The 17,153-nt window shown below is 48.1% G+C and carries 13 protein-coding genes; all 13 read left to right on the top strand.

Annotated features, from left to right (window positions below; translation table 11 throughout):
• The first annotated feature begins 139 nt into the window (after nt 1–139).
• The 13 genes from pnp (at nt 140) to Q9R36_RS02515 (ending at nt 16,800) form a co-directional block, all read left to right on the top strand.
• On the top strand, nt 140–2,260 hold the full coding sequence (pnp, locus tag Q9R36_RS02575; RefSeq protein ID WP_009795994.1) for a polyribonucleotide nucleotidyltransferase: 2,121 nt from the start codon (nt 140–142) through the stop codon (nt 2,258–2,260).
• 226 nt (nt 2,261–2,486) lie between these two features.
• Nucleotides 2,487–3,440 carry a polysaccharide deacetylase family protein gene (locus tag Q9R36_RS02570; protein ID WP_101547507.1) on the top strand — a complete coding sequence of 318 codons (954 nt, stop codon included), beginning with the start codon at nt 2,487–2,489 and terminating at the stop codon, nt 3,438–3,440.
• Between the two features lie 93 nt (nt 3,441–3,533).
• Nucleotides 3,534–4,772: a M16 family metallopeptidase gene (locus Q9R36_RS02565; RefSeq protein WP_101547508.1), complete on the top strand. Its 1,239-nt coding sequence runs from the start codon at nt 3,534–3,536 to the stop codon at nt 4,770–4,772.
• A 590-nt stretch (nt 4,773–5,362) separates the two neighbouring features.
• Entirely contained in the window at nt 5,363–5,608 is a 246-nt protein-coding gene (locus Q9R36_RS02560; protein ID WP_022543725.1) for a YlmC/YmxH family sporulation protein, read from the top strand.
• 293 nt (nt 5,609–5,901) lie between these two features.
• Nucleotides 5,902–6,810: a dipicolinic acid synthetase subunit A gene (dpaA, locus tag Q9R36_RS02555; protein WP_022543727.1), complete on the top strand. Its 909-nt coding sequence runs from the start codon at nt 5,902–5,904 to the stop codon at nt 6,808–6,810.
• Complete coding sequence (locus Q9R36_RS02550; protein WP_009791644.1) at nt 6,800–7,399, top strand: dipicolinate synthase subunit B; 600 nt, start codon at nt 6,800–6,802, stop codon at nt 7,397–7,399. Before dpaA ends, Q9R36_RS02550 begins: the two co-directional genes overlap by 11 nt.
• Before the next feature lie 259 nt (nt 7,400–7,658).
• Complete coding sequence (gene asd, locus Q9R36_RS02545) at nt 7,659–8,708, top strand: aspartate-semialdehyde dehydrogenase (protein WP_009791642.1); 1,050 nt, start codon at nt 7,659–7,661, stop codon at nt 8,706–8,708.
• A gap of 29 nt (nt 8,709–8,737) precedes the next feature.
• Nucleotides 8,738–9,982 (top strand): aspartate kinase, encoded by a 1,245-nt coding sequence (gene dapG / locus Q9R36_RS02540; RefSeq protein WP_009791641.1) that lies wholly within the window; start codon nt 8,738–8,740, stop codon nt 9,980–9,982.
• A 17-nt stretch (nt 9,983–9,999) separates the two neighbouring features.
• Nucleotides 10,000–10,869, top strand: coding sequence for a 4-hydroxy-tetrahydrodipicolinate synthase (gene dapA, locus Q9R36_RS02535; protein WP_311224508.1), 870 nt, complete (start codon nt 10,000–10,002; stop codon nt 10,867–10,869).
• Between the two features lie 502 nt (nt 10,870–11,371).
• Nucleotides 11,372–13,045 (top strand): ribonuclease J, encoded by a 1,674-nt coding sequence (locus Q9R36_RS02530; protein ID WP_101547509.1) that lies wholly within the window; start codon nt 11,372–11,374, stop codon nt 13,043–13,045.
• Nucleotides 13,046–13,214: 169 nt separating this feature from the next.
• Nucleotides 13,215–13,967 (top strand): ClpP family protease, encoded by a 753-nt coding sequence (locus Q9R36_RS02525; RefSeq protein WP_022543728.1) that lies wholly within the window; start codon nt 13,215–13,217, stop codon nt 13,965–13,967.
• The gene (locus Q9R36_RS02520; RefSeq protein ID WP_009791636.1) at nt 13,964–14,182 is read left to right on the top strand and encodes a YlzJ-like family protein; all 219 of its coding nucleotides are present in this window, start codon (nt 13,964–13,966) and stop codon (nt 14,180–14,182) included. Before Q9R36_RS02525 ends, Q9R36_RS02520 begins: the two co-directional genes overlap by 4 nt.
• 269 nt (nt 14,183–14,451) lie before the next feature.
• Complete coding sequence (locus Q9R36_RS02515; protein ID WP_224952340.1) at nt 14,452–16,800, top strand: DNA translocase FtsK; 2,349 nt, start codon at nt 14,452–14,454, stop codon at nt 16,798–16,800.
• Nucleotides 16,801–17,153: the final 353 nt, after the last annotated feature.

Raw genomic sequence — 17,153 nt, 5'->3', positions numbered from 1 at the left:
TTTTTACATAGAAATTGTGCATACTAAATACAACTATGTCTTTTTTTGATTTATAAAAGAATTTTACGATGGTTTAGGCTAATACAATAATTCGCTAAACCTCTAAAAAGTTTACACGCAGAGAGGGGTTTATAAAGCAATGGGACAAGATAAGAAGATTTATTCCTTGGACTGGGCCGGACGTACGCTTACAGTGGAAATCGGGCAGCTTGCAAAGCAGGCCAATGGAGCAGCGCTGATCCGTTATGGAGATACAGCAGTCCTCAGTACAGCAACAGCATCAAAAGAGCCAAAAAACCTTGACTTCTTCCCGCTGACAGTCAATTACGAAGAACGCTTGTATGCAGTTGGGAAAATACCTGGAGGCTTCATTAAACGTGAAGGCCGTCCAAGTGAAAAGGCCATTCTGGCCAGCCGCCTGATCGACAGGCCGATCCGCCCGCTGTTTGCTGACGGTTTCCGCAATGAGGTCCAGGTTGTAAGTATGGTAATGAGCGTTGATCAGGACTGCTCTTCCGAGATGGCCGCTATGTTTGGTTCATCTTTGGCACTGAGTGTTTCTGATATCCCGTTCGGCGGCCCGATTGCGGGTGTCACAGTAGGGCGCATCAATGGCGAGTTTGTCATTAACCCGACTGTGGAGCAGCAGAATGAGAGCGATATGCATCTTGTTGTAGCAGGTACAAAGGATGCCATCAACATGGTTGAAGCCGGTGCAGATGAAGTGCCGGAAGAAACAATGCTTGAAGCCATTATGTATGGCCATGAAGAAATCAAACGCCTGATTTCCTTCCAGGAACAGATCGTTTCAGAAGTCGGAAAAGAAAAAACAGAAATCAAATTATATGAAATAGATGCTGACATTGAATCCAAGGTTCGCGAAGCAGCCGAGAAGGACATGGTTTCAGCGATTCAGGTGCAGGAAAAGCATGCGCGTGAAGCTGCCATTAAAACGGTGAAAGATGCAGTATTGGCACAATATGAAGAGCAGGAAGCAGACGATGAGACCATCAAACAGGTGAAAAAGGTGCTGGACAAGCTTGTCAAAGCTGAAGTCCGCAGACTGATCACTGAAGAAAAGGTTCGCCCGGACGGCCGCGGCCTTGATGTAATCCGTCCTCTGTCTTCTGAAATCGGCCTGCTGCCGCGCACACACGGTTCAGGGCTGTTTACAAGGGGACAGACCCAGGCTCTGAGCATCTGTACGCTTGGCGCACTCGGTGATGTCCAGATCCTTGACGGACTTGGCATCGAAGAAGAGAAACGCTTTATGCACCACTATAATTTCCCTAACTTCAGCGTAGGGGAAACTGGGCCGATGAGAGGTCCGGGACGCCGTGAAATCGGGCATGGAGCTCTTGGTGAACGTGCTCTTGAGCCGGTTATCCCGAATGAAAAGGATTTCCCTTATACAGTCCGCCTGGTTTCAGAGGTTCTTGAATCGAACGGCTCTACTTCCCAGGCAAGCATCTGTGCGAGCACACTTGCGATGATGGATGCCGGTGTTCCGATTAAGGCTCCTGTAGCAGGCATCGCCATGGGGCTTATCAAGTCAGGCGACTATTACTCAATCCTTACTGATATCCAGGGGATGGAAGACCATCTTGGAGACATGGACTTTAAGGTGGCAGGTACATCCAAGGGTGTAACAGCTCTGCAGATGGATATCAAGATTGAGGGGCTTTCCCGCGAAATCCTTGAAGAAGCGCTCCAGCAGGCGAAAGCAGGCAGGATGCAAATCCTCGACTCTATGCTTGCAACCATTGCAGAGCCGAAGAAGGAACTTTCCAGATATGCGCCTAAGATCCTGACGATGACAATCAATCCGGACAAAATCCGCGATGTTATCGGGCCAAGCGGAAAGCAGATCAATAAGATCATTGAAGAAACTGGCGTCAAAATCGACATCGAGCAGGATGGAACTGTCTTCATTTCTTCTGTAGACCAGGAAATGAACGACAAGGCCAAGAAGATCATCGAAGACATCGTCCGCGAGGTTGAAGTCGGCCAGATGTACCTTGGTAAGGTCAAGAGAATTGAAAAGTTCGGTGCCTTTGTTGAAATCTTCAACGGAAAAGACGGACTGGTTCATATTTCCGAGCTTGCCGAAGAGCGCGTAGGCAAAGTGGAGGACGTCCTGTCACTTGGAGACGAATTGCTTGTAAAAGTAACAGAAATCGACAAGCAGGGCAGAGTCAACCTTTCCCGCAAAGCAGTTCTGAAGGAACAGCGCGAAAAGCAGGAGAAGGCACAGGATTAATTTTTACCGGTTCATCATAAGATGAAGGCTTGGCCGGCATGCCGGGGACGCAGACGAATTGCAGCTTCCTGCCGGCTTTGGCTTCAGCCGGATTTTAAAGCCAGGGAGATCCCTGGCTTTTTCTATACATACAGAACCATGGCATCTGCAGCCCTCAGTATATTTCCAGCCGCTGTTCTACCCTGTCCACCCTTCACATAAAAATTAGTGAAGGAGGGCTGAGAAAATGAAGAAATTAGCTGGTATGCTGCTGATCGGTGCTTTTTCACTGATGCTGGTCAATAACCCTTTTACAGATCTTTATGTATCGCAGCTGAAAATGGATAGCCTTGCTGTAACAGCAGAGTCAGATTCTCTTATACAAAGGATAGAGAAGGAATCTGAGAACTATTACATAGCTCCACAAGATGCCAGGATCGACCCGGTCTGGAAGGCTATACCCGGCTACAATGGGGTAAAGGTTGATGTAGAGGCATCGTATAAAAAAATGAAGGGCGAGAAGAAATTCGATCCCGACAAATTGGTGCTGGAGCAGATTGAACCAGAAAAGAAACTGGGTGATTTGCCTCCTGCCCCCATTTATAAAGGGAATCCCGACAAACCTATGGTATCTTTCATCATAAACGTTGCATGGGGAAACGAGTACTTATCGGGGATGCTTGCCACTTTGAAGAAACATAAGGTAACAGCCACTTTTTTTCTTGAAGGAAGATGGGTCCAGCAGAATCCTGAGCTTGCCAAGATGATTACAGAAGCAGGGCATGAAGCCGGGAATCATTCCTTTACCCATCCGGATATGAAAACCATATCCTCGGCCCGCATCAGGGAAGAGATTGAAAAGACCAACCAGGTCATTAAAGCAACAACCGGACAGGAAGTCACCTGGTTTGCTCCCCCAAGCGGAAGCTACCGGGATGAAACGGTCAGGATTGCAGCTGAAAAGAAACTGAAGACGGTCATGTGGAGCCTCGATACAGTCGACTGGCGGAAGCCTTCCCCGGAAGAGCTGCTGAACAGAGTGGTCCCAAAGGTGCATAATGGAGCAATCATTTTAATGCATCCAACCGATTCTACAGCTAAGTCACTCGACAGTATGATCACGCAAATCAAAGGAAAAGACTTTGAAATTGCCTCAGTTTCAAGATTGTTAAGCGAAGAGCGTATTATGGATAAAAAGTGATAGATAAACAGGATTTTGGAAAAAATAACAATAATGAGCTATACTAACTAAACCGCGCTAAATGCACCAGGATAGAGAACAGGAGGAGTTGCTTTGATAAAGAAATATACATGCCAAAATGGTGTAAGAGTAGTTCTGGAAAATATACCGACGGTCCGTTCAGTTGCAATCGGTGTCTGGATCGGGACCGGTTCAAGGAATGAGCATCCCGGCAATAACGGAGTCTCTCATTTTCTGGAGCATATGTTCTTTAAAGGGACAAAAACAAGGACAGCCAGGGAGATAGCAGAATCCTTTGACAGCATTGGCGGCCAGGTTAATGCATTCACATCAAAGGAATACACATGCTATTATGCCAAGGTCCTTGATACACACTCAAAATTTGCACTTGATGTACTGGCCGATATGTTCTTTAATTCCACCTTTGTGGATGAAGAATTAAATAAAGAGAAAAATGTTGTGCTCGAGGAAATCAAGATGTATGAAGATACGCCAGATGATATCGTCCATGATCTTCTTGGAAAGGCTATATATGAGAGCCATCCGCTTGGCTACCCGATCCTCGGGACTGAGGAAACATTGGAGACCTTTAAAGGGGACACATTAAGGGAGTACATGCATGAAACTTATACGCCTGAAAATGTTGTCATCTCCATTGCCGGCAATATCTCCGATTCTTTCATCCAGGAAGTGGAGAAGCTGTTCGGCTCCTATGAAGCCGGGAAGCAGGAAAGAAATCAGGAAATGCCTGTTTTTCATTCAAACCGGGTCTCACGGAAAAAAGAGACTGAACAGGCTCATCTATGCTTAGGCTATGAAGGGCTTCCAGTCGGCCATAAAGATATGTACAGCCTGATTCTTCTGAACAATATCCTTGGCGGAAGCATGAGCAGCCGCCTGTTCCAGGACGTTAGAGAACAAAGAGGACTGGCATACTCTGTCTTTTCTTATCACTCTTCATTCCAGGATACGGGAATGGTTACGATTTACGGCGGAACCGGAGCCAAGCAGCTGGATGTACTGTTTGAAACAATCCAGGAAACGCTTGCTACATTGAAGAGGGACGGCATCACTGAGAAAGAGCTGAAAAACAGCAAGGAACAGATGAAGGGAAGCCTGATGCTGAGCCTTGAAAGCACAAACAGCCGCATGAGCCGCAATGGCAAGAACGAACTGCTGCTCGGAAGGCACCGTTCACTCGATGAGATAGTCGAACAAATTGATAAAGTCTCAGAAGCGGGAGTCAACGAAATGGCAAACTCCATCTTCTCAGACCAATTCTCTGTTTCATTGATCAGCCCTGACGGCGTACTGCCAAAGAATCTGGCTTAAATAGAGAAGTGACTTGAACCCGGCGTGAGTGCCGGGTTTTTGTTATGTTTTGGCCAAAGCTCAGATGGAACTTTGGGGAAACTGGATAGAGGAGGCATCAATTGCTGCCAACTGAGCCCCTATGAGTGTTTGGTGGAATAGAGGGTGCCAGTGCGCGGTCAACTAAGGCCCTCTGAGAGCCAGTTTGGCTGGATAGAGGGTGTTAGTGGGACCGACTAAGGCCTTCTGAAAGTCATTTTGCGGGATAGAGGGTGTTAGTCCGGCCGACTAAAGCCTTCTGAAAGTCATTTTGCGGGATAGAGGGTGTTAGTGGGACCGACTAAGGCCCTCTGAAAGTCAATTTGCGGGATAGAGGGTGTTAGTCCGGCCGACTAAAGCCTTCTAAAAGTCAATTTACAAAATAGAGGGTGTTAGTCCATCCAACTAACCCCCTCTGAAAGTCATTTTTCAGAATAGAGGGTGCCAGTGCCTCCAGCAAAAACCCTCAACCTTGCCCCCCCTATGTTTTTATCAATCGAAAAGATGGATTGCTTCTAAAATCAATTTCCTGCCGTAAATATATATTGAGGACAAAGACTGGGGGGATTTGCGTGAGACTCAGTGAGCTGAGCGGGAAGGAAATAGTTGATGCGAAAAAAGCTGAGCGCCTCGGAGTGCTGGGCCAGACTGACCTTGAAATAAATGAAAAGGACGGACAAATCAAGGCCCTCCTCATTCCGTCGCTGAAATGGTTCGGCCTGAAGCGTCAGGGAGGGGAAATTACAGTGCCCTGGCAGCATATCAAGAAAATCGGCAATGATATGATTATCATTGATATGCCTGATGATGACAGCTGATCAGCAGAACAAGGCGTGGCGGCCGTTAGTGAAGCATGCGGCTGCTGGCAAAAGGGGTGCGGAATGATCTTTCATTCTGCACCCCTTTTGTTTTGCCATTATGGACTTTTGATAGTGTTCTCTCAGACAAGCGTCCTCCGCATTGGTTTAGGTTTATGTTCAGCATTATCTGTCCGCCCATATTTCTGCCTTAAAAAACTCACCTTATCTGGGTTGCTGTCATAGGATGTTGGAGTAGTTATGTATGAGACTTTAGATTCCTGTAAGATTCTTTAGAAGAAGGTGAATATTTCATGCTGACAGGGATGCAAATAGCAGTGATGGGCGGGGATGCCCGGCAGCTGGAGATCATCAGGAAGCTGACAGAACTGGATGCCAGGCTCTTGCTGATTGGCTTTGAGCAGCTGGATCATGCTTTTACCGGAGCATCGAAGGAGAAAGTGGATGAAGTAGATTTTTCAGCTCTGGATAGCATAATCCTGCCTGTGCCAGGCACCAATCTGGAAGGGCAGGTTGAGACTATATTTTCAAATGAGAAAGTATTTTTAACAGAAGATATGATCGCCCAAACACAGCCGCACTGCACCATATATTCCGGCATTACAAATTCCTATCTGGATGCTATCACCAGTCAGAATGACAGAAGGCTGGTGCAGCTGTTTGAGAGGGACGACATTGCCATCTATAATTCGATTCCGACTGTAGAAGGGACGATCATGATGGCCATCCAGCACACTGATTTTACCATTCACGGATCCAATGTGGTGGTGCTTGGCCTGGGCAGAGTCGGTATGAGTGTGGCGAGAACCTTTCACTCTCTAGGGGCAAAGGTAAAGGTTGGCGCAAGAAAGAGCGAGCATATTGCGAGAATTACTGAAATGGGGCTCACTCCGTTCCATTTGGATGATATTCAGTCATTTGTCAAAGATACGGACATTTGCATTAACACCATACCGCATCTGATTGTCAGTGCTTCGGTCATCAGCAAGATGCCGGTCCATACCTTGATCATTGATCTGGCATCAAAGCCTGGCGGGACAGATTTCCGCTATGCCGAAAAGAGGGGCATCAAGGCATTGCTGGCCCCGGGACTTCCAGGAATCGTTGCCCCGAAAACAGCAGGGCAGATTCTGGCCAATGTGCTGGCCCTTCTGCTGGCCGATGACTTTCAAAATAAAAGGGGGCAATACCATGACGCTTAAAGGTAAAAAGATCGGGTTTGGCCTTACTGGTTCACATTGTACTTATGATGCTGTATTCCCTGAGATTGAAAAGCTTGTCAATGCAGGAGCAGAGGTGCTCCCGGTTGTCACCGGCACTGTTCAGAATACTGAAACGAGATTTGGAGCGGGGGAGGATTGGATTGCGAGAATCGAGAACCTGACTGGCAATAAGGTGATTGATTCAATTGTAAAGGCAGAACCCCTCGGACCGAAGATACCGCTGGACTGCATGGTCATTGCGCCATTGACAGGAAACTCCATGAGCAAGTTCGCCAATGCGATGACAGATTCCCCGGTCCTGATGGCGGCAAAGGCAACGCTCAGGAATCAGAGTCCTGTTGTAGTCGGCATCTCCACAAATGATGCCCTTGGGCTGAACGGAATGAATCTGATGAGGCTGATGGCAGTGAAGAATATTTACTTCATCCCATTCGGACAGGATGATCCAGTTAAGAAGCCCAATTCCATGGTTGCCAGAATGACCCTGCTTTCAGAAACGATTGAAGCGGCCATCACGGGAAAACAGCTCCAGCCGGTCATTGTTGAACGCTATAAAGACGGCAACTGATCTCTGCACCTTCCATCACAAAAAAGTTTATTTCTTTAACGGGTGAATATGTTAAAATGAAAATATTAAATATGAGTTTGTCCAGCTATTCAATCATTGGACCATCATCTCATATACTGGAAGCATAGTGAATGCTATACTACAATAAGAATGGCGGTGGCGAAGAAATCAACAGCTGCCGTCCTCTTATATTGCCTGTAAAAGAAAAAGCAGCCTAAAATCGATTAATCATTTTGTATGCTGGAAGGGGAAGTTTTGGATGGAGAACAAAAAAGGATTTCACGTTGCAGTCGTCGGAGCTACCGGAGCTGTTGGACAGCAGATGCTGCAGACTTTAGAAAGCAGAGATTTCCCTGTATCGAAATTAACTTTACTATCTTCTGCCCGCTCAGCCGGCACAAAGGTAAGTTATAAAGGAAATGAATATATAGTGGAAGAAGCGAAGCCGGAGAGCTTTGCCGGTGTAGATATCGCATTATTCTCAGCAGGCGGCGGCGTTTCAAAAGAGCTCGCTCCGCATGCTGTTGAGCATGGCGCCATTGTGGTTGATAATACAAGCGCATTCCGCATGTCGGAAAACGTGCCGCTCGTTGTCCCTGAGGTGAATGAAGAAGACCTTAAAAAGCATAATGGGATTATCGCCAATCCGAACTGCTCTACCATTCAGATGGTTGCAGCCCTTGAACCGCTGCGGAAGAAGCATGGCTTGAGCAAGGTCATTGTTTCTACGTATCAGGCTGTTTCCGGTTCTGGCGCTGCGGCAGTTGAAGAGCTGTACAGCCAGACTAAGGCGATCATTAATAATGAAGAGCATGAGCCGAAGATCCTTCCGGTCAAAGGCGACAAAAAGCATTATCAGATTGCCTTTAATGCCATCCCTCAAATTGATATGTTCCAGGATAATGGATTTACATTTGAAGAAATGAAAATGATCAACGAAACAAAAAAAATCATGGATATGCCTGATCTTCAGGTGGCGGCTACCTGTGTCCGCCTGCCTGTAGCAACCGGCCACTCGGAGTCAGTATACTTTGAGCTGGAAGCCGGAGGTGTGGATGCACAGGAAATCAAAGACATCCTTAAGGATGCCCCTGGTGTTGTGCTTCAGGATGATCCTGAAAACCAAATCTACCCGATGCCTGCAGATTGTGTAGGCAAAAACGATATCTTTGTCGGCCGGATCCGCAAGGACCTTGACAATGACAAAGGCTTCCACATGTGGGTAGTCTCTGATAACCTGTTGAAAGGCGCTGCCTGGAATTCTGTGCAGATCGCTGAAAGCTTAATCAAACTGGAATTGGTGAAATAAGTGGAAACGGATATTTTTGAGGTGTTACGATGAAGATAATCGTCCAGAAGTTCGGAGGCACATCCGTACGGGATGACAGCAGCCGGGCGCACGCAAAAAGGCATATTAAAAAAGCTTTGTCGGAAGGCTATAAAGTAGTGGCTGTCGTTTCCGCAATGGGGCGGCAGGGAGATCCGTACGCAACTGATACCCTCTTATCGCTGATCGGCGGGAGCGGCAGCAAAATCAGCAAGCGGGAAAATGATCTTCTTTTATCTTGCGGCGAAACCATTTCGAGCATTGTGTTCACCAATATGCTGAAGGAAGAAGGCATCGAGGCATCCGCATTGACGGGTGCACAGGCCGGCTTCAGGACCAACAGCGATTTCACGAACGCGAAGATCATTGAAATGAAATGCGACAGATTGCTCAGGGAGCTTGAGGAATCCGATGTCGTCGTAGTGGCAGGCTTCCAGGGAGCAGCCAAGAATGGCGATATCACGACCATCGGCAGAGGCGGGAGCGATACATCAGCCGCTGCTCTCGGGGCTGCGCTTCAGGCAGAGTGGATTGATATCTTTACAGATGTAGAAGGCATCATGACGGCCGACCCGCGCATCGCCGAGAATGCAAGGGCGCTTTCAGTGGTCACCTATACAGAGGTCTGCAATCTTGCCTATCAGGGAGCCAAGGTCATCCATCCCCGTGCGGTGGAGATCGCCATGCAGGCCAAGGTGCCGATCAGAATCAGGTCCACTTATTCCGACGGACTTGGAACACTGGTCACAAGCATCAATAAAAACAGCCGCGGCAGCGATATTAAAGAGCGCCCTGTAACCGGCATCGCGCATTTGTCCAATGTGACGCAGATCAAGGTCTTTGCCAAAAAGGACCAGTACAACCTGCAGGCAGAGGTCTTCAAAGCAATGGCCAATGAACAGATCAGCGTCGATTTTATCAATATTTCGCCGAATGGCGTTGTATATACCGTTTCTGAGGATATGGCTGACAAAGCGGTCAAAACGCTTGAGCAGCTGGGCCATGAGCCGGTGCTTGAGCGGCATTGTGCCAAGGTTTCCGTTGTGGGAGCAGGAATGGCGGGAGTACCGGGTGTCACTTCAAAGATTGTCACGGCACTTTCAGAGGAAAGCATCAGAATCCTCCAGTCAGCGGACAGCCATACAACCATCTGGGTGCTGGTCAAGCAGAAGGATCTTGTCAAGGCAGTCAATGCCCTTCATGATGCCTTTCAGCTTGAGCATGAGTCCTTAGAATTCGAACAGACAGATATATAGGCAGGGAGTTGTAAAGAATGGTTCTATTTGGAAGAGTTTCTACAGCAATGGTGACGCCTTTTGATAAAAAAGGCCATGTGGATTTTACAAAAACAACGCAGCTTATCAACCATTTAATCGAGAACGGAACAGATTCCCTCGTGGTTGCCGGCACAACAGGGGAATCGCCGACACTGACAAAAGAAGAAAAGCTGGCTCTGTTCAAGCATGTCGTCAAAGTGGTCGACAAAAGAATCCCTATCATTGCAGGAACAGGCAGCAATGATACGTATGCTTCTGTTGAGATGACAAAGAAAGCGGAGCAGATCGGTGTGGATGCCGTTATGGTCGTTGCTCCGTATTATAATAAACCAAACCAGGAAGGATTGTACCAGCACTTCAAAACGGTTGCTGAAAGCACATCCCTGCCTGTCATGGTTTACAATATCCCGGGAAGGTCTGTAGTCAATATCGCGCCGGAAACAGTGATCAGATTATCACAGATTCCTAACATCAAGGCTGTCAAAGAAGCGAGCGGCGATTTGAACAGCATGACAGCGATCATTGCCGGCACTGATGAAGACTTCCTTCTTTATTCTGGAGACGATGGATTGACGCTTCCAGCGATGGCGATAGGCGCAGCAGGAGTGGTTTCTGTAGCTTCTCATGTGATCGGGATTGAAATGCAGAGCATGATCTCTTCTTTCCTTGAGGGAAATGTCGGAGAAGCTGCTGCCAAGCATCAGAAGCTCCTTCCGCTCATGGAAGGCCTCTTTGCCGCACCAAGTCCGGTCCCAGTCAAGACTGCGCTTCAGCTGAAGGGCATCGACACAGGTTCAGTAAGGCTGCCGCTTGTTCCTCTTACAGAACAGGAAAGAGCCACACTGCTCAACTTGTTCCAAAACTAAATAAAACGATTTCTATCAGGCCGGAGAGCATTGCTCCCGGTCTTTTCCTATAGAGATGACCGCTGCCCCCAATACGAATAAATAAAATTGGTTGTCATAAAATTCATTAATCAAGTATAATGGGTGTAACTGAACTCGTCCGATTATGCAATACATTTTTTGAATATTCTTTCATAGATAAAAGCGGCCTTGAATAGGGGCTGCTTTGCCATAAAGCAGGCCAGCTGTGAGGAAGGCCAGAAACCAGTGTGGGCTGCTCCGGATTCAGGAAGGAAGAGTGATGGCTTATCCTAGGAAATAGGTTTGCCTGTCAGATCCGTTCCTAAGCCGGTCCCGGCTTTAGGCCGCCATCATGCTTTTTTGCTGAACCATGCAGTCAGTATACATAAAAGTTTTGAGGACGTTTTCTGTTTATAAGCGTGTTAAGCTATACAGCTATATATATTAAAAAGGCTCGCCCCTGTCCGGGGCACAGCCGAAACAGCATTGGAGGAGCTTTTAGGTGAATATTAGAAAAAATGAAAGCATCAGGCTGATCGCCCTCGGCGGCGTCGGGGAAATCGGCAAAAATATGTACCTTGCAGAAGTGGATGAAGATCTGTATGTCATCGACGCAGGGCTAATGTTTCCGGAGAACGAAATGCTTGGGATTGATATTGTGATTCCCGATGTTTCCTATCTGGTACAGAATAAAGACAGAATCCGGGGCATTTTCCTGACACATGGACATGAGGACCACATTGGGGCTCTTTCTTATGTGCTTAAAAAGGTATCTGTCCCTGTCTATGGCACAAAGCTGACCCTTGCTTTGGCCAAGGCGAAGATGAAGGAGCAGGACTACAGGGGCAAAGCAGAACTGATTGAAATCAATTCCGATTCAGTGCTTGAATTTGAACATTCGAGTGTATCTTTTTTCCGGACCAATCACAGCATCCCTGATTCAGTCGGAATATGCATCCATACTTCAGAGGGAAGCATCGTCTACACCGGCGACTTTAAGTTTGACCAGGCTGCTCCTGAATTGTACAAAGCGGAGATTGGAAAAATGGCCGGAATCGGCGACAATGGGGTATTATGCCTTCTGTCAGACAGTACAGATGCAGAAAGGCCCGGATACTCAACATCCGAGGCAGTCGTGCAAAAAGCGATGGCACATGCATTCTACAGCGCAAAAGGAAGGGTCATCGCAGCCTGCTTTGCTTCTGATTTAATTCAGATCCAGCATATATTCGATGCGGCAGAGGAAAGCGGCAGGAAAGTTGCCGTGGCAGGGAAGAGCATCCAAAAGGTATATGACCTGGCAGTCCAGCTCGGTTATTTGGCTGTCAAAGATGATATCCTCATACCTTTATCAGAGCTTGGCAGCTTCAGGGACCATGAAGTGGTCATCCTGACGGCCGGCTCCCAGGGCGAGCCGATCGAGGCGCTGCAGAAAATGGCGAAAAGGACCCACAGGCAGGTGACGATCCAGGAAGGTGACACCGTCTACCTCGCTGCTGCCCCGATCAGAGGGGGAGAAGTGTTCATCTATAAGACGATGGATATGCTTTACAGGGCCGGAGCGACCGTGATCACCGGAAAGAACAGTGCCACTGCATCAAGCCATGGAAGCCAGGAAGAATTGAAATTCATGATCAATCTGATGAAGCCGAAACATTTCATCCCTGTGCATGGAGAATATAAAACCCTGAAATCGCATGGAAAGCTAGCAGCAGAATGCGGAATCAGCCAGGACTCGATCCTCATTCCTGAAAAAGGGGATGTCTTTGAAATCAAGGATGGCAGAATCAAGCAAAGCGGCCGGGTGCCGGCTGGAAATGTACTCATTGACGGGATCGGCGTTGGTGATGTCGGGAATATCGTCCTGAGGGACAGAAGGCTGCTTTCACAGGACGGGATCTTGATCGTTGTCGTGACGCTGAACCGCCATGATAAGCAGATAGCGGCAGGGCCTGAAATCATTTCACGCGGTTTTGTATACGTGCGGGAATCTGAAAAGCTGCTGGTTCAGGCAGCCGATATGGTCAAGGAAATCGTCCATCGCGGCTCCCAGAAAGAAAGTTTTGACTGGGCTGCTGTCAAACAGGATATGCGCGATGAGCTCAATCAATTCTTCTACGAAAAAACAAAGCGCCGTCCGATGATCCTGCCGATCATCATGGAAGTGAAGCAATAGATTACAGCATATGTTAAGAGGCTATGAAGCAGCTGCTTCATGGCCTTTATTTTGATTAAAACTGTAAATCCTCCCGCGGGAAAGAATTGCCCGTTTTTTGGCTGTGCCGGAATGAAAAAGGCATTGGCGTCCATACTAACGATATTAAGCCTTGAAAGGAGAATACAGGATGGATGAGAATTTTTTTCAAAATGCCAATGAAGGCGGAGGAAGTCCGGAACAGCCCAAGGAAGATAAACCATCAGCACTGATGGAAAAAATACAGCAGCTGGGCCAGACGAATGTGCCCCAGCTTTCACAGGATACAACCATTCATTGTTTGACGATCGTCGGACAAATCGAAGGGCATCTTCAGCTGCCGCCGCAAAATAAAACGACGAAATATGAGCATCTGATCCCCCAGATTGTAGCAATAGAGCAAAACCCAAAAATTGAAGGGCTGCTGGTGATCCTGAATACAGTGGGGGGAGACGTAGAGGCCGGGCTGGCCATTTCTGAAATGCTTGCTTCCCTTTCTAAGCCGACCGTATCAATCGTACTTGGAGGCGGGCATAGCATCGGTGTTCCGATTGCTGTATCCTGTGACTATAGTTTTATAGCGGAAACGGCAACAATGACGATCCATCCGATCCGCCTGACTGGATTGGTCATCGGGGTCCCGCAGACTTTTGAATATCTGGACAAGATGCAGGATAGGGTCATCAATTTTGTGACAGGGCATTCAAAGGTGTCTGAGCAGCAATTCAAGGACCTGATGTTTGCAAAAGGAAATCTGACCAGGGATATTGGAACGAATGTAGTCGGTGCAGATGCGGTATCCTACGGCTTGATTGATGCAGTCGGCGGTGTCGGGCCGGCCCTTAAGAAGCTGAATGAGCTGATTGACCTGAACAAAGGCAAGGAAGAGGGGCTGGTGCAATGATTTTATACACATCGATGCCCCAGGAGCTGATTTTCCAGCCGGAAGAAAGCGCATTTGCCAGACAAAAATTCCTTTCTTTTGAAGGGATACCTGTGCTTGCCGAAGCTGTCGGTGATATGCCCCAGCAATATACAGTGATAAGGGTCATGAGCACAGACCCGAATCATTTTCTGGATGATAGATGCATGCCCGGTTCTAAAATTACAATAGTATAACCCAAAATCCGGGCTATATGCTATAATATTGTTATACTACTAAGAGCAGCCATATGGCTGCTTTCCTTGTCATGCTGCGGCTTTCAAGGAAGCAGCGGTGCGGCCGGATTGCCGGGATGGAGAAAGGGCAGTTCCGTTTATGCTCCGCCTTTTTAGGGCTCGGCAGTCTGCCGGGTTTTCTTTGTTTTAAGATGAGTGGCGGACGTCTGCCGCATACCGGCTGAGGCAATAATGAATCAGGATAGAAATCTGCAGTACAGGGTGATGAAATGGCAAAAAGAAAAAGAAGGCAATCGAAGAGCAAAGAAAAACTGAAAAAAACTGTGCAATATGAACTGACTGGATTGATAATGATTGCTCTGTCAGTGATTTCAATAGCAAAACTCGGTGCGGTCGGGACATCGATCGTCATGTTCTTCCGTTTTTTCATGGGAGAATGGTACATACTGGGACTTCTGGGGATGGCTGTGTATGGAGGATATCTGATGTGGAAAAGGGAACGGCCGTATCTTTTCCATACTAAGCTGATGGGGCTGTACCTGGTCATCGCGTCCATGCTGCTTCTCAGCCATGTGACACTTTTCCAGCTGCTTTCAAACGGCGGCAAGTTTGAAGATCCAAGCGTCATCGGCAACACATGGGAGCTATTCTGGATGGAGGCAGGCGGCGAAACGAGCACGACCGATCTCGGCGGCGGCATGGTTGGCTCGGTGCTGTTTGCGATGTCTTACTTCTTGTTTGATGAAGCCGGCACAAAGCTGATTGCTGCTTTACTGATTATAATCGGGCTTGTGCTGCTGACCGGAAAGACCTTTGGGGAAGCCGCAGGCAAGCTGTTTATCTCCATTTGGGGCTTCATCAAAAAGCAATGGGAAGCGTTTTTGGAAGATATGAAGGAATCGAAGCGTAAATTCCGTGAAAGAAGCGATGAGCGGAGGCAGAGGCAGGAAGAGCTGCGCCAGTCAGCCGAAGAGCGGGAGCCTGAACCGTCCGCCAATATTTCCCAGCCGCCGCTGCCGGCTGAAGAAGAGCCTTCGCCTGAACCGATCATTTCAAGCTTCGCTGAGCGGGCTTACCAGCAGCAGCCCGAACCCGTGCCGGAAGCAGCAAAACGGAAGTCCAAGCCGGGCGGCGAAGAGGCAGCAGAGGAAGAGTCTGCACCAGCCATCACTTTTACAGAGGTGGAAAATGTGGACTATGAGCTTCCTCCGCTGAGCCTTCTTACTCTGCCGAGGCAGGCGGATCAAAGCGGTGAGTATGAACAGATACATGCCAATGCCGCCAAGCTTGAGCGCACCTTCCAGAGCTTCGGGGTCAAGGCCCGGGTTACTCAGGTCCATTTAGGGCCGGCAGTAACCAAGTATGAGGTCCATCCCGATGTGGGCGTGAAGGTAAGCAAAATCGTAAGTTTAAGTGATGACCTGGCCCTTGCCCTTGCAGCAAAGGGAATCAGGATCGAGGCCCCGATCCCTGGCAAATCGGCGGTGGGGATTGAAGTGCCGAATACAGAGGTTGCCATGGTGTCTCTGCGTGAAGTGCTGGAGTCCAAACAGAACGACAGGCCGGACAGCAAGCTGATGATCGGCCTTGGCCGCGATATCACAGGTGAAGCTGTCCTGGCTGAGCTGAATAAGATGCCCCATCTGCTTGTTGCCGGGGCAACGGGCAGCGGGAAAAGTGTCTGCATCAATGGCATTATCACAAGCATCCTGATGCGCGCCAAGCCGCATGAAGTGAAATTGATGATGATCGACCCGAAAATGGTCGAGCTAAATGTGTATAACGGTGCGCCCCATCTGCTGGCACCTGTTGTCACCGATCCAAAGAAAGCGTCACAGGCGCTGAAAAAAGTGGTCAGTGAGATGGAAAGGCGCTACGAATTATTTTCCCATACAGGGACCCGGAACATTGAAGGCTATAATGAGCATGTTAAACGGCATAATGCAGAAGAAGAGGCACAGCAGCCCCTCCTGCCTTATATCGTCGTCATTGTGGACGAGCTGGCAGACCTGATGATGGTGGCATCCTCGGACGTTGAGGATGCCATTACAAGGCTCGCACAGATGGCGAGGGCCGCAGGGATCCATTTGATCATCGCGACCCAGCGTCCATCTGTAGATGTCATCACAGGTGTCATCAAGGCGAATATTCCTTCAAGGATCGCTTTTGCAGTATCCTCCATGACTGATTCCAGGACCATCCTGGACATGGGAGGAGCAGAAAAGCTCCTTGGACGGGGGGATATGCTGTTCCTTCCTGTTGGCGCTTCTAAGCCGGTCAGGGTCCAGGGCGCTTTTCTTTCCGACGAAGAAGTTGAAGAGGTAGTCGATTTCGTCATTTCCCAGCAGAAAGCGCAGTATCAGGAAGAGATGATCCCCGATGATGTGCCGGAAACGGCGTCAGAGGTTGATGACGACCTTTACGAAGAAGCGGTGGAGCTAATAGTGGAGATGCAGACTGCATCCGTCAGCATGCTTCAGAGGCGCTTCAGGATCGGCTATACCCGGGCGGCAAGGCTCATTGATGAAATGGAGCTGAGGGGGATTGTAGGACCATACGAAGGCAGCAAGCCTAGGGCGGTCCTGGTTGCCAAGGCATCAGAGGAAGCAAGTTCATAATCGGAAGAAAACCGGTCCAGGGAGACCGGTTTTTTTTTGAGCTGAAAAAAAGATAGCAGAACAGAAGTGAATAAGGTTATACTATTAAAAGCGCTTTCATAGTATTGGAGGGCCGGCACTATTTTTATAGTCAGCGAGTCTTGCGTTATGGAAGGATTTTCAATTTAGTTAGGGAATAAATAACAGGAAAGCGCTTAAAAAAGAATGGTTTTCCCTAGTATTTCCGTTTCTGAATCGGGTGATTTTTAAGTGTTTTCTGATAAAGGGATCTAAACCACCTTTTTTCGACAAATTCTCGAAATTCTATTTATTTATTAAATAAAAAGTGTTATAGTATTTTCGATTAGTAGGAA

Origin of the sequence: Bacillus sp. AG4(2022), from assembly GCF_031844465.1 — a bacterium.
Classification (GTDB): Bacteria; Bacillota; Bacilli; order Bacillales; family Cytobacillaceae; genus Bacillus_AB; species Bacillus_AB infantis.
This window is presented reverse-complemented; position numbering and strand designations above follow the sequence as displayed.